Below are 13,701 nucleotides of genomic sequence, written 5' to 3'. Positions count from 1 at the left end.
CTTTTTATTGATAATGAGCTAAACTCAGGACTTCTCACTATTTCTATTTAGAGATCTATTAAAAGGTCAATGAAACTCCAGCAGAAAAAGACCTAGATGCAGGGTAAATGCCCAGATCGGTACCTATCTGTACATTGCTCCCTGAGGTAACCTCCGGATCAAAACCTTTATATTTGGTCCAGGTTAAAAGATTTTGAGCTGTTAGATAGAGATTGAGTCCCTTTATTTTAGCGTCCTGAAGCCACTCTTTAGGAAAACTGTACCCAAAATGCAATGATTTTAGCCGAACAAAAGAGCCGCTTTCTACAAACTGGTCCGAAAATACAGGAGCTGGATCCAACTTCGCCCGGGGATAAGAATGACTCGGGTTTGAGGGAGTCCAGCGCTCCAATGCATCAATTGATGCATTCTGTTGACCGGTAAACATCTCCAAATTCTGCCTATTAATATTCAGAAGATCATTCCCGACAGTGCCTTGGATGAGAAACGAAAGATCAAAACCCTTATAGGACATACTATTGGTCAATCCGAAAATAAAATCCGGCTGTGCATTACCTAGAATCGTTCTATCATTTGCAGTCGTAAATTGTCCGTCACCATCGATATCTTTGTAAAGACGGTCACCCGCTTTAGGACTCGCATTCCCTGTAAACTTACCTTTAGTACCCTCCTCTCCCGACTGCAGAATACCATCGGTAACATTGCCATAGAAGGTGCCTAAAGGCTCTCCAGCTTTAATGCTATAATTTCCAGAAATATAAGAACTGGCGCCGTCACCAATCTTCAGTACGGTGTTGCGATTTAGGGAAAAGTTTACATCTGTGCTCCAGCTGAACAATCCCTCGATGTTCCTCGATTTCAACCCCAATTCAAATCCTTTATTTGATACAGACCCAAAATTCTGAAGGGAAGAGGCATAACCGGAGGTCCAAGGTATTTCCACATTAAGCAGGAGATCCTTTGTCTTTTTATAATAATAATCAACTGTAAATTGAAGACGGTTGTTAAGTAAACTGATATCAAACCCGCCATCATATTGTACAGTGCTTTCCCAACCGAGGTTTTTGTTGGGAATACGTTGCGGGGCAAAACCAGTGACCACGTTGTTTCCAAACAGATAATTTAGGCTATATAAGGTAGATAATGATTGATATTGCCCGATTTCCTGATTACCCGTGGTTCCAAAACTCGTACGAATCTTAAAATCATCTACTCCAGGAAATGCTTCCTTAAAAAAAGACTCATTGCCAGCGCGCCAAGAAAGTGCTATCGACGGAAAATTTCCCCATTTGTTGTCTGCCCCAAAGCGGGAACTACCATCACGACGGAGACTTGCCGAAACATAATATTTATTTGCGTAATTGTAATTTACCCTGGCAAGATAAGAGTGCAATACCCATGCGTAGTTGTCAGAAGAAGGACGTACAATGGTGGATCCACTCTGCAGGTTATTGAACAGTAAGTCGTCGGTCACAAAATTTTCCGCTCCAGCGTTGAAGATCGCATTTTTGGATTCTTGCTGAGTAAATCCAAGTAAAGCATTGAACGTATGTTTTCCTGTGTTCGCCGAATAGTTTAATGTGTTTTCATTCAGCCATGAGGTTCCATCCCAATTCCCTAAGCTTGCTTTCCCCTTTGAACCTGCCCCCTCATAGATATAGGATGGCAAATAAAACTTATCATTTCGGCCATTTAGGTCAACGCCAACCAATACCTTCGCTTGTAGACCATTTAAAATACGATATTGTCCAAAAGAAGTTCCCAGTATCCGTAGTCCATTGGATGAATTTGTCGTTTCTTTCAAGGTAGCTATTGGGTTGGCAAAGATGTTTTCAAAAGGATTTCGTAATGTATAGGCACCGTTGGCATCATACACAGTTGCCGTCGAAGGCATCATAAGCAAAGCATTGACAATTCCTGTCGGCGCTATTTGCGCATAAGTTTTGTTGATGGATAAATTTGCACCAACCTGTAACCGGTCGAAAGGATTTGCGTCGATATTTGATCTAAATCCTACACGCTTGAAATTCGTGTTGACAATGACACCCTGCTGATCAAAATAATTTGCGCCTAAATAGTATTTCACCTTTTCAGCTCCACCCAATAAAGAAAACTGCTGATTATAAATCTTTCCAGTTTGAAAAGCCTCTTTTTGCCAATTTGTACCAGCACCTAGCTGATCGATTTCAGTTTGACTGCGGTATTGAAAAGCTCCGAGGTTGGGATTTGCATCGTACAAGGCCTCATTTCTTAAGATTGCAAAATCGTGAGCATTCAGTACCTCGATTTGTTTTAATACGTTTTGTGCTCCAAAACTCCCCTCATAGTTTAATTGTACCTGTCCTGCTCTACCTTTTTTTGTTGTTACCAAAATCACCCCATTGGCACCTCTGGATCCATAGATTGCAGTTGCAGCAGCATCTTTTAACACTTCAATACTTTCAATATCTGTTGGGCTGAGGCTTGCTAATGGGTTTACTGGTGTGCCGCTCCCTATTCCTGTACTTTCTGTTTGATTGTATATTGGAAATCCGTCAATCACATAGAGGGGTTCATTTCCCCCCTGGATGGATGCTCCGCCACGAATGCGAACACTCACACCCCCGCCGGGTTGTCCCGAAGTTTGTGTAACCTGAACGCCCGAAATTCCTCCCTTCAATGCCTGATCAAGCGAGGATACGGGCTGTCTGAGAAGCTTCTCAGGCAAGGTCGCCACAGCCCCGGTGAGATCACGACGTTTCTGGGTTCCGTACCCTACAACCACAACCTCACCTAAGTCTGTTGAGACGGGCGATAGCGCTATTACAGTCGGTGAAGAATTGACAACTACCTGTTTTTTCTCATAGCCGACAAAACTGACTATTAACGTAAAAGGGAGCTTCTGTCCTGTCACAAACTGGAAATTACCTCGGTTATCCGTTTGTACACGATGTGTTACAGCTTCCAATTGTACCGTAACGCCCGTAAGAGGTTCATGGGTTTTCGCATCGATAACTTTACCGATTAACGATGCATTAATAATTGGTTTGGGTTCTTGTGCCTGTACACTTCCAAATGCGTACAGAAAAAGCACAACTAAAAGAGAATACCAAAGTACTCTGTGTTTTTTCATCGTAAATTCTATTTAATGTGAAAATGCAAACAAGTGCCAACGCCATTGGTACTCTTGTTATAAATAAGATGGAATGCTTATTGGACAATAAGCAGCAGGAAGGTCGTGCTTTTCAGCACATGCGCATTCGACAAATAAATAGATAAAAATTAGATGCAATGAAGCATTTTTGGTTGCTCTCTCGATAGAAAAAGTAGTCGTTTTTCATACTTGTAAAATATTTAATGAGATAATTTTGTAATCGTTGCCAACGCCAATCGTTAACGACTACCCAAATATAAAACTATTTACAATAATATCTATATACTTAGTAGTTTATTTATAAAAAAGTGAATTCATTTTTATCAACAAAGCAGCTACACAACTATCAGCTATGATTTGACAAGATTTTTGTTACAAAGATATAGTTCATCCGAACTTTTAATCCGTTAATATCTAACGCCAGCAAAACATCATCAACTTGTAGCCAAATTTGCCGTTTAGACAGTGCTTGTTCAGTGCTCGTCCAGTGATTACTCAGTCATTATTCAGCCAGCAGTGACTAAGTAGTGACTGATCATTGGCTAAAAAATGAATTAATATTGTCTATTGGGATAGATTGGGATTAGGTTATTCCAGCTTTAATGCTTATCTTAAATGTTTATAACCTTATAAGCAATTATGGCAATCATTAAAAATGGCGTTAATGGAACGGTCTCCGGAAAGGCAGGTTCTGTTGTATTTGTTTTGACTAAAGCAGGAAATTATGTACGCTCTCTTCCTCGCGTAAAAAAGCGAAAGCCCAGTGCTGGTCAGTTGCTTTATAGAACACGTTTCAAAATGGTGAGATCACATATCATTATGCTCAATCCGATCATCAAATTGGGGTATAAGACATATAGCGCTCCTAAAAGGCCATACGACGCCGCGATGTCGTATAATTTGAAAGAAGCCGTTATTCGCCAAGATGATGGCTTTGCGATTGACTGGCAAAAGTTTATGATCGCGAAAGGAAGTCCAAATCCCATCAATTCCTACAGCATGGATTTTGATCAGGAAAGTCAGGTGCTTGAAGTTACTTGGGAATATGATACCTATTTGGAGAATAAAAATAAAATCCAGAACTACAATTCCTTCTTAGTTTTATATAGTGCAACAGATGACAGAGTTGAATATCCAATTTTGACCAATGACTCAAAAAGCAAGTTATCATCTGGAAAACAGAACATTAAGATCCGAGAACATAAAAAGGAAGTTACCTACGAAGTGTTTATCTTTTTTGTAGAAAGCTATGGTGAAGGTAATACAGATAGCCTGCACTTGGGTAGCATAAAAGTTTGAGAGGAGTTAATTGAACTATAGTCTAGTTGAAGTTGGTGAATAGATGAAAATTGGCCCTACGACTGATAAAAAATACCTGAAACCAGTGATCATGTTTATAGACCAATTGGTCTATTTTTGCAACAAAGAACGGTGAATAATGAGAAAATTAATTGGGTATTGTTTAGTTACCTTAGGAGTAGGGCCACTATACACAAAAGCGCAGGAAAATTTAAAATTCGATGATAGCTTCAACTTATGGAATGTTCGGTGCGGTCAGCAGGCCACCGTCTTTGCGGCAAAAGCTTACGTGCGCGAGCAGCCTAATCTGAAGGCTGCCATCGTCGATTCCCTATCGATAGGAAATATTGTTACAATCACTAGCCCACCATTTAAAGGAAATACCATAAAAAATTTTTATGCCCCTTGGCATGAAATAACCTATGCTGAAAACGGCATCAAAAAAATCGGCTTTATTTGGCTGGGGCTCTTAGCGCTAGGAAAACTAAGTGCTTCAGATGGCTCGCAATACATATACGGTTTTGAACGTTTAACCGAAATTAGCGACGAACAGAATCATTTCTCAACAGGTGTCAAAATTCTCGATGCAAATGGAGACTTTCTAGCAGAACATACCTATCCTTTCACTTACTCTGGGCAAACCTTCGCTCAAAGTAAATTGCTTCCGGCAATGGGTCTGCAAAACGTCAAGCAGATTTTGCGTATGGAGTTCTTGGGTGAAGCCTGCGGCATACCATCGGAATATTACTATATGGCCTGGACAGGAAAGCAGCTTATCGATCTGCCAAGTCGGTATTCGGTCGCTGATGCGGGTATTTATTATTACGATGAAAAGATGCTATTTCCTTCCGAACATGGCAAAAACAATCAGATTATTTATAAATACATCGAAGAAGGGGAAGCTTTGGACGATCATGCAGAAAATGCAAATTTTAAAATCACAAAAAAGCAGGAAGAGTTCCAATGGGGTGGTACAAGTTTTCAAAAGGTTCCGACATCCAACTAGTATTTTATGCGGCAGCACGATTCAGACTCTTTAACATATTGCATCGTTTTAGTAACACTTACAACTGTTTTATAAAGGTTTATCTCGTAAAGAAATAAACCTTTTTTTGATGATTACACGTCAATTCATGATTTTTATAAACCAAAACAGTATATTTAGTATCAGTAGTAAAGGGAGGAGTGAAATGATCAAATTAATTTATTAAAATCAACGTTCGATTCATGGAGAAAGTGGTTATTACGGGTGGTACTGGAGCTATTGGTCTCCATTTGACAAAGCTATTGGTTGCCAATCACTATGATGTGATTATTTTTACCAGAAATCCCAAGTCGTATCCTGCGCAAGCCAAGGTTAAGTATGTACATTGGGATCCCAAAAAACAGGAGGTAGATGTCAAATCAATTCAAGAAGCTGACTATATCATCAATCTGGCAGGCGCAAACCTTAACGCCAAGCGCTGGACAAAAGCGTATCAGCAAGAAATTATTGCCAGCCGTGTAGAAAGTGGGCAGTTGCTTTACCAAAGTTTAAAAAAGCTACCAAATCGTGTTAAAGCTGTCCTATCAGCTTCCGCTATTGGTTGGTATGGAACGGACGACCCTTACCAGAAAAGGCCTTTTATAGAAGGAGACCCCCAAGGGGGCAATTTTCTATCCTGGGTTTGCAACCTTTGGGAAGGCAGTGTTAAGCCTATTGAAACGTTGGGAAAAAGGCTTGTTGTATTCCGCTTTGGAGTTGTGATCAGCAAGGACCAGGGATTGTTAAAGGAGATCGGCCGCTTCCTACCCTTTCGTTCAATTCCAATATTGGGTTCGGGCAAGCAGATGCTCAGTTGGATCCATATGGATGATCTCTGTCGTATGTTGTTATTTGGCATACAAAATAATAACCTCGCAGGCATTTACAATGCCTGCTCATCTGAACCGCTTCCCCTTGCCGAATTTACCAAAAGAATCGCCCGGCGTACTTATGGCCCTTTGTACCTAAAGCTTCCTACACCGTCATTTTTGATCAGGTGGATGCTGGGAAAAAAAGGACAGGAAATGGTACTCGATGGCACATGGGTAAGTAACAAAAAGATTGTTCAGGAGAAATTTCCGTTTAAATATCCGCTTTTGGATAATAATTGTATAGACAATTTACATATCGATTAATGGTTAATTGCTGTTACTTTCCGCCCTTTTTGGGACAAAATCCGTATATTTTCGGCTTATGAAGATTTTTAGATATGGCGCAAAGGGCTCCGAAAAGGCGGGAGTCATTTTAAACGAAAAGAGATATGATGTTTCAGTAGGAAATTTCCAATATAACCGCGATTTCTTTGCGGATGTCTCGAATTTGGAAAGACTACAAACCTATGTCATTGAGAATAGCGACAAGCTTAAGGAGATAGCTGATGACGAGCGTATCGGAACACCATTAGAAGCCCCTTCCAAAATTCTGTGCGTGGGACTTAATTTTGATGATCACGTGAAAGAAACGAAATTGGAGCAAGCTTCAGAACCTATTGTCTTTATGAAATCCGTATCTGCTTTCAACGGACCTTTTGATGGAATTACCCTTCCGAAGTCCTCTGTGAAATCAGATTGGGAAACTGAACTTGCCATTGTTATAGGAAAAAAGGCTTCCTATGTGACGGAAGAAGAGGCACTGGATCATGTATTTGGCTACGTGCTGCACAACGATGTTACAGAGCGTGAGTTTCAAATCGAACGCGGCGGAACCTGGGATAAAGGTAAAGGATGTGACACCTTCGCACCTATTGGTCCGTTTATAGCGACCAAAGACGAAATAAAAGATGTTGATCATTTAAGAATATGGCTTAAGCTCAATGGTGAGCTTATGCAAGATGGCAATACAAGCGATTTTATCTATCGCATTCCCAAGTTGATTTCCTATTTAAGTCAATTTATGAGCTTACTTCCAGGTGATATTATTTCTACGGGATCGCCTGCAGGATCTGGAATGGGAAAATCGCCGCAAAGATTCCTTCAAGATGGTGATATTATCGAATACGGCATTGATGGACTCGGCTCGGCAAAGCAGGTGATTTCGGCCTACAAAACGGCATAAGAAAAGGATGTAATGAGTTCTTTTTTATCCGTGGCATTTGTGTACATTTATGGCATCATCATACATTTGTCCAAATAAAACATTTAACTCCTGACAGAGTCAATGATTCAACTAAACAACATATCCAAATCTTTTGAAGTAAAAGCCGCGCGTATTGATGCCTTAAAAGATGTCTCCCTGTCTATTGGCAAAGGGGAAATTTTCGGCGTTATAGGTGCCTCTGGGGCAGGAAAAAGTACATTAATCCGCTGCGTCAACCTGCTGGAAAGACCAGATTGTGGTCAAGTAATGATAGAAAACGAAGACTTGATGTCGCTGTCGGCCAGTAGTCTTATGCTGAAAAGGAGAAAAATTGGAATGATTTTTCAGCATTTCAATCTCTTATCCTCAAGAACGGTATACGAAAACATATCTTTTCCACTTGAACTGGAGGGAAAATCAAAAGAATTTATCCGTCAAAAAGTGCTGGAACTATTGCGCTTGGTAGGATTGGAAGACAAGGCCGAAGGCTATCCTGCAAATCTTTCAGGCGGTCAAAAGCAGCGCGTTGCCATAGCAAGAGCTTTAGCCAACGACCCTTATATCCTTCTTTGCGACGAAGCCACAAGTGCGCTAGATCCAGCGACAACAAAATCCATCCTCAAGCTGCTAAAAAAAATCAATAAGCAACTTGACCTGACAATATTGCTGATCACACACGAAATGGATGTTATAAAAAGTGTCTGTGATCAGGTTGCAGTATTAGACCAGGGAAGACTGATCGAAACGGGCCCGGTAGAGGCAGTATTTGCCAATCCAAAAGAAATAACCACTAAGAATTTTATTCAATCTTCACTTGAAGTTGAAATTCCGCTGAGTTTCCAGGAACGATTGAAAACTACGGGGAATCCACTGGTAGAAATCTACCTCACTTCAAATGAAGAGTCCATCTCTTTTATAGCATACTTGGAACAAAAATTTGACGTCAAAACAAATATTATTTCGGCACAAATCGACTATATTGGTGAACTGAAATTCGGGGTTATATTGGCTGAACTATCCGGAGAACAAGAAAATATAACAAACAGTCTATCTTTCTTAAAAGAAAAACATGCACAAACAAAAATCTTAGGCTATGTCTGATCAGGTATTTACACTGCTGTTATCAGGTACTTTAGAGACCTTAGCCATGACTTTTCTGTCGGGCTTCTTTGGTTTTTTGCTAGGGCTACCCCTTGGAATATATCTTTTCTTAACCCGAAAACATCAGTTGCTCGAAAACAAAGGTATGCACCAGCTTGTATCCTTGTTCGTGAATATTTTTAGGTCTATCCCATTTATCATACTCATTGTATGGATGATTCCGTTTACACGTCATATCGTAGGAACATCAATCGGGATGTCCGCAGCATTGGTTCCATTGAGTATAGGCGCAGCGCCTTTTATTGCACGACTTGTGGAAAATAGCCTACTTGAAATTCCCAACGGCCTGATTGAGGCCGCAAGAGCAATGGGCGCAAACGCAAAACAGGTAATTTTTAAAGTTTTGCTTCCTGAGGCTCTCCCCTCGCTGGTAAACAATGCAACAATAACGCTAATCACACTTGTTGGCTACTCCGCAATGGGTGGCGCCGTGGGTGCTGGTGGACTGGGACAGATTGGTTATCAGTATGGTTATGTCGGATACGATACTTTTATCATGAATTCTGTTTTAATTTTATTAATTTTAATCGTATTCCTGTTGCAATACACAGGAGATTACATCTCAAAAAAAGTAAACCATCGATAACATAAATTGGATGATATGAAAAAATTGAACTATGCATTTGTAATCTTAGCCCTCAGTCTCCTAACGGTTGTGGCATGCAATAACAAAGAAAAGAAAGAGAATATCCTTAAAGTAGGTGTAGTGTCAGGACCAGAAAAGGAGCTTGCAGAAACGGCTAAGAAGGTTGCGAAAGAAAAGTTCAATCTGGATGTTGAGTTGGTGGCTTTCAATGACTATGTGGTACCGAATGAGGCATTAAATCAGGGCGATATCGATGTGAACGTATTCCAGCATCAGCCCTACTTACAGGAGCAATCGAAACAACGCGGTTTCACTAAATTAACCATCGTTGGAAACACCTTTGTATTTCCCATTGTTGCCTATTCAAACAAAATAAAAACGATCACTGCTTTACAGCCTGGTGCCGTTATAGCTATCCCTAATGATCCTACCAATGGCGGACGCTCACTGTTGCTTCTCCAACGAGAAGGCATTATCGGTCTAAAAGAAAATGTAGGTATACAGCCTAAAGTAACCGATATCGTGAGCAACCCCAAACAGATTAAAATCATCGAAATGGAAGCTCCGCAGCTGCCTCGCGTTCTTGATGATCCGCAAGTGACCATTGCCATCATCAACAATAGTTTTGCCGCTCAAGCTGGACTGGATCCAGAAAAACAAGGTTTGTTTACAGAAGACAAAGAATCTCCTTATGTGAATCTGATTGTTGCCCGCGCAGACAATAAAAACGATGAGAAGGTGCAACAGTTTATTCAGGCGTATCAATCGCCGGAAGTAGAAGCAACTGCTAAAAAAGTCTTCAAAAATGGTGCGATTAAAGGCTGGTAAAATTTAGAAAAGTGATAGAATCAGCCGATTTATGCCCCTGTGGCACGGGTATTACCTATGGTGAATGCTGCCGACAAGTACATCGTTTCCATGCCAAAGCCAGTACAGCAGAGGCGTTAATGCGCGCACGTTATAGTGCCTTTGTAAAAAAGGAAATCGATTTTTTATACCATACATTTCATCCCTCGACAAGGAGGTTTCAAAATAAACAGGCCATCGGACAATGGGCAATGGAGAACAAATGGATGCAGCTTAATATTCTTAAATCTACGCTCCATACCGTTGAGTTCGAAGCGCATTATCTGGATGCACAGATGCACGTGCAGATTCACCATGAAAAGTCTACCTTCAAAAAACAAGGTGACCTCTGGTACTATGTAGAGGGAACAGTAAAATAATAAAAAAGGCAGNNCTGCCTTTTTTATTATTTTACCAGTCCCTATACTTTTCTAGACCAGTTCTTCTGTATCTTCACGATAAGGAGCTTCTTCATCAAACTCTCCTTCCCATTTAGCGACAACAACCGTTGCAAGACAGTTTCCCACAACATTTACCGATGTGCGGGCCATGTCCATCAATTCATCAATACCCAAAATTGCAGCTATAACAAATGTAGGCAATCCAAACTGATCAGCTGTAGCAATCAAAATAATTAATGAAGCTCTTGGAACAGCGGCAACGCCTTTTGATGTGATCATCAATGTAAAGGCAATCATCAGTTGATGGCCAAATGACAAATGTATACCTGCAGCCTGGGCCACAAAAATTGCTGCTAATGAGAGGTAAAGAGATGTACCATCCAGATTAAAGCTATATCCAGTAGGAATGACAAATGACACAATTTTACGTGGGACACCAAATTTTTCCATCGCACTCATTGCTTTCGGTAACGCTGCATCTGAACTCGTTGTCGCAAATGCAATCGAAACAGGTTCCTTAATTGCATTGATAAACCTTTTGACAGGGATTTTCAGGTAAAGTGCGACAGGGAGAAGTACAAGACATAAAAAGCAGAGCAAAGCGAAATACAGCGTAGCCAATAACATGAAGAGATTCTTCAAGATGTCGACACCAAGATGCCCTACGGTATAAGCCATAGCTGCACCAACCCCTATTGGGGCAAAATACATAATGATGTTTGTAAATTTAAACATCGCTTCAGACATGCTCTCGGTAAAATCTACCAAAGGTTTACGCTTCTTTTCATCCACCATCGCCAATCCGATACCGAATAAAACCGAAAAGACTACAATCTGCAAAACCTGATTATCAGCAACAGATTTTACAATGTTTTCCGGAAATAGGTCACGTATAAAAGAAGTAAATTTATAAACGGGATGCACATGGTCAGGAAGTGTTTTAAGGATATGCTCATCCATGCTTTCTTTGGGAGCAGGAAGTTCTTCATGCGGCATATGGGCAACATCAACCCCCACGCCTGCCCGAGTCAGATTAATAGCGCCTAAACCGATAAAAATAGCGCATGTTGTAGCACAGAAGAAATACAACATAGATTTCCATGCCATACGTCCCACTTGCTTTAAATCGGAATGTCCTGCAATTCCATAAACAAGGGTAGCAAAGAGAATCGGTCCAACAATTGTCTTGACCAATTTGATAAATCCTTTACTTAAAGGTTGCAGGGAAATTGCCAGATTTGGAAAATCCAACCCAACGAAGATCCCGATAATCATACAGGTCAAAATCCAGGTGGTCAAATTTTTCTTAAAAAGCGCATTGACAACCAGAACGGTAGCAACTATCCAACGGACAGCCATTAGAAATTCATGCGAAAAGCCTACAACATCAAATTCGTATAATACAGCAATGATACAAGCTAATGTAACTGTGATTAGGGTCATCAACCCTATTTTGGTTTTTAACATTTAAAAGATTTTAATGGTCAAAAGAACAAAAATAAAAAAATACTATGCTTTTGCAAATATTATTATTCCAAATAGCCATGTTTCGCAACAAAATATCGATTTCTCTAAATTCGAGGCCACAAAAAAAGGCAGGAAAATTTCTTCTCCTGCCCAATATTTTTTACGGAGCAATAAACTTATTCCGCGTGTAACCAAGATTTTTTCGCTAAAAGCTCGTCGTTAGACTCACGCACATCTTCGTCGTCCACACAACAATCTACAGGGCAAACCGCTGCACATTGAGGCTCATCATGGAAACCTACACATTCTGTACATTTATCCGAAACAATATAATAGACTTCATTTGAGATTGCTTCCTGAGACTCATTGGCATCGAGTGTAACGCCGTCGCCAAAATCAATAATCCCGTCCAAAGCCGTCCCATCTGAGAATTTCCAAGTTACACCAGCATCGTATATTGCATTATTTGGGCATTCCGGTTCGCAAGCACCACAGTTAATGCATTCGTCTGTAATTTTAATCGCCATTTATAACCTCACAATTATGATAAATAAACTATTTTTGCATTATCAATATGAAACAAAGTCGAATTGTACAATAAGGCTAGTTGATTCACGTTGATTAATGTTAACAGCACAAATATAACACAAATTTGTGTATTCATCTTTTAAAATTTTAATATTTTGACAAAGGAACAACGAATAAATGCATTTGTAAAATTAGGCGAACAGCTTCAACTGCCATCTGAAGAATCCAGTCAGATCATCCAATCTGCCCAACATAAAAACCCCTGGTATACTCCACAAAATGTTGAACGCGCGCTACAGGCAATTGCAGAAAATCTTACCATAGAGAAACTTACGCATTGGTTGGCGCCATACCCAGATACGCATTCGACAAAAACTGTAGGATTAATTCTTGCTGGCAATATACCTTTAGTCGGATTCCATGATATCCTCGCTGTTCTGATCAGTGGCTTTAAAGCCAAGATAAAAGTATCCTCTGACGACGCGGGACTGACGGCCTATGTACTGGGTCTGCTGGATAAAATTGACCCGTATTTTGGCGATGCTTTTGAAATTGTTGACAGATTAAAAGATTTCGACCTGGTCATCGCAACGGGATCTAACAATAGTGCCCGCTATTTCGATTACTACTTTGGTACCAAGCCGCATATCATCCGCCGCAATCGAAATAGCGTTGCTGTACTGGGGGGCGCGGAATCTCCTAGCCAGCTGGAAGCTCTTGGGCATGATATTTTCGATTACTTTGGACTGGGTTGCCGCTCTATATCCAAAATATTTATACCAAAAAATTATCCAATAGCGCAGTTTTTTGAGGGTATAGCGATATTCAACAATGTGACAGCGCATTTTAAATATACCAACAATTACGACTACAACAAATCCATCTATCTGATCAATGGCGATAAGCATTTTGATAACGGATTTTTATTGCTCAAAGAAGACGAGAAAACAGCTTCTCCCCTTGCTGTGGTTTATTATGAAACTTACGAAACAGTTGCTGAAGTCGAAAATAAACTGATATTAGCGCAAGAAAACATCCAATGTATTGTATCCAAACTGCCATTAGAAGTGCCGTCTCCCGTTTTTCATTTTGGCGAAAGCCAAAGTCCATCGCTGGATGATTACGCTGACGGTGTGAATACGCTTGATTTTCTATTTGCCAACCGTTAAGCTTCCTTTAA

At 40.4% G+C, this 13,701-nt stretch carries 12 protein-coding genes; 9 read left to right on the top strand and 3 right to left on the bottom strand.

Features of this window, described 5'->3' with window-relative positions; translation table 11 throughout:
- Positions 1 to 58: 58 nt before the first annotated feature.
- The gene (locus tag B3139_RS15690) at positions 59 to 3,112 is read right to left on the bottom strand and encodes a SusC/RagA family TonB-linked outer membrane protein (RefSeq protein WP_293884527.1); all 3,054 of its coding nucleotides are present in this window, start codon (positions 3,110 to 3,112) and stop codon (positions 59 to 61) included.
- 660 nt (positions 3,113 to 3,772) lie between these two features.
- On the opposite strand from B3139_RS15690, the gene B3139_RS15685 reads away from it, so the two are divergent.
- From B3139_RS15685 to B3139_RS15650, 8 genes are all read left to right on the top strand, one after another.
- Positions 3,773 to 4,432 (top strand): DUF6266 family protein, encoded by a 660-nt coding sequence (locus tag B3139_RS15685; protein WP_293884526.1) that lies wholly within the window; start codon positions 3,773 to 3,775, stop codon positions 4,430 to 4,432.
- Positions 4,433 to 4,571: 139 nt separating this feature from the next.
- The gene (locus tag B3139_RS15680) at positions 4,572 to 5,438 is read left to right on the top strand and encodes a hypothetical protein (protein ID WP_293884525.1); all 867 of its coding nucleotides are present in this window, start codon (positions 4,572 to 4,574) and stop codon (positions 5,436 to 5,438) included.
- 221 nt (positions 5,439 to 5,659) lie between these two features.
- Positions 5,660 to 6,592 (top strand): TIGR01777 family oxidoreductase, encoded by a 933-nt coding sequence (locus B3139_RS15675; protein WP_293884524.1) that lies wholly within the window; start codon positions 5,660 to 5,662, stop codon positions 6,590 to 6,592.
- Positions 6,593 to 6,650: 58 nt separating this feature from the next.
- The gene (locus B3139_RS15670; RefSeq protein WP_293884523.1) at positions 6,651 to 7,511 is read left to right on the top strand and encodes a fumarylacetoacetate hydrolase family protein; all 861 of its coding nucleotides are present in this window, start codon (positions 6,651 to 6,653) and stop codon (positions 7,509 to 7,511) included.
- A 102-nt stretch (positions 7,512 to 7,613) separates the two neighbouring features.
- Positions 7,614 to 8,633: a methionine ABC transporter ATP-binding protein gene (locus B3139_RS15665; RefSeq protein WP_293884522.1), complete on the top strand. Its 1,020-nt coding sequence runs from the start codon at positions 7,614 to 7,616 to the stop codon at positions 8,631 to 8,633.
- Positions 8,626 to 9,279 (top strand): methionine ABC transporter permease MetI, encoded by a 654-nt coding sequence (metI, locus tag B3139_RS15660; RefSeq protein WP_209580951.1) that lies wholly within the window; start codon positions 8,626 to 8,628, stop codon positions 9,277 to 9,279. The genes B3139_RS15665 and metI overlap by 8 nt, the downstream gene beginning before the upstream one ends.
- Before the next feature lie 15 nt (positions 9,280 to 9,294).
- A complete protein-coding gene (gene metQ, locus B3139_RS15655; RefSeq protein ID WP_209580954.1) occupies positions 9,295 to 10,107 on the top strand; it encodes a methionine ABC transporter substrate-binding lipoprotein MetQ in 813 nt (270 codons plus the stop codon).
- An 11-nt stretch (positions 10,108 to 10,118) separates the two neighbouring features.
- Positions 10,119 to 10,505 (top strand): YchJ family protein, encoded by a 387-nt coding sequence (locus tag B3139_RS15650; RefSeq protein WP_293884521.1) that lies wholly within the window; start codon positions 10,119 to 10,121, stop codon positions 10,503 to 10,505.
- A gap of 51 nt (positions 10,506 to 10,556) precedes the next feature.
- Here B3139_RS15650 and B3139_RS15645 read toward each other — a convergent pair whose 3' ends face one another.
- Positions 10,557 to 11,993, bottom strand: coding sequence for a dicarboxylate/amino acid:cation symporter (locus B3139_RS15645; protein WP_209580958.1), 1,437 nt, complete (start codon positions 11,991 to 11,993; stop codon positions 10,557 to 10,559).
- A gap of 176 nt (positions 11,994 to 12,169) precedes the next feature.
- Positions 12,170 to 12,520 carry a 4Fe-4S dicluster domain-containing protein gene (locus tag B3139_RS15640; RefSeq protein ID WP_209580961.1) on the bottom strand — a complete coding sequence of 117 codons (351 nt, stop codon included), beginning with the start codon at positions 12,518 to 12,520 and terminating at the stop codon, positions 12,170 to 12,172.
- A 156-nt stretch (positions 12,521 to 12,676) separates the two neighbouring features.
- Here B3139_RS15640 and B3139_RS15635 point away from each other — a divergent pair, with 156 nt between their 5' ends.
- Complete coding sequence (locus B3139_RS15635) at positions 12,677 to 13,690, top strand: acyl-CoA reductase (RefSeq protein ID WP_293884520.1); 1,014 nt, start codon at positions 12,677 to 12,679, stop codon at positions 13,688 to 13,690.
- Positions 13,691 to 13,701: the final 11 nt, after the last annotated feature.

It is taken from the genome of Sphingobacterium sp. UBA1498, from assembly GCF_002325125.1.
In the GTDB taxonomy this organism is placed as follows: domain Bacteria; phylum Bacteroidota; class Bacteroidia; order Sphingobacteriales; family Sphingobacteriaceae; genus Sphingobacterium.
The sequence above is the reverse complement of the archived record's forward strand: the minus strand, read 5'-3'. Positions and strand labels throughout refer to the sequence as shown.

What these genes read in the sequence shown, in the direction of transcription:
- B3139_RS15645 (WP_209580958.1), bottom strand. Translation starts at nt 11,993, where the DNA reads ATGTTAAAAACCAAAATAGGGTTGATGACCCTAATCACAGTTACATTA.
- B3139_RS15665 (WP_293884522.1), top strand. Translation starts at nt 7,614, where the DNA reads ATGATTCAACTAAACAACATATCCAAATCTTTTGAAGTAAAAGCCGCG.
- B3139_RS15685 (WP_293884526.1), top strand. Translation starts at nt 3,773, where the DNA reads ATGGCAATCATTAAAAATGGCGTTAATGGAACGGTCTCCGGAAAGGCA.
- metI (WP_209580951.1), top strand. Translation starts at nt 8,626, where the DNA reads ATGTCTGATCAGGTATTTACACTGCTGTTATCAGGTACTTTAGAGACC.
- B3139_RS15670 (WP_293884523.1), top strand. Translation starts at nt 6,651, where the DNA reads ATGAAGATTTTTAGATATGGCGCAAAGGGCTCCGAAAAGGCGGGAGTC.
- B3139_RS15675 (WP_293884524.1), top strand. Translation starts at nt 5,660, where the DNA reads ATGGAGAAAGTGGTTATTACGGGTGGTACTGGAGCTATTGGTCTCCAT.
- metQ (WP_209580954.1), top strand. Translation starts at nt 9,295, where the DNA reads ATGAAAAAATTGAACTATGCATTTGTAATCTTAGCCCTCAGTCTCCTA.
- B3139_RS15640 (WP_209580961.1), bottom strand. Translation starts at nt 12,520, where the DNA reads ATGGCGATTAAAATTACAGACGAATGCATTAACTGTGGTGCTTGCGAA.
- B3139_RS15680 (WP_293884525.1), top strand. Translation starts at nt 4,572, where the DNA reads ATGAGAAAATTAATTGGGTATTGTTTAGTTACCTTAGGAGTAGGGCCA.
- B3139_RS15690 (WP_293884527.1), bottom strand. Translation starts at nt 3,112, where the DNA reads ATGAAAAAACACAGAGTACTTTGGTATTCTCTTTTAGTTGTGCTTTTT.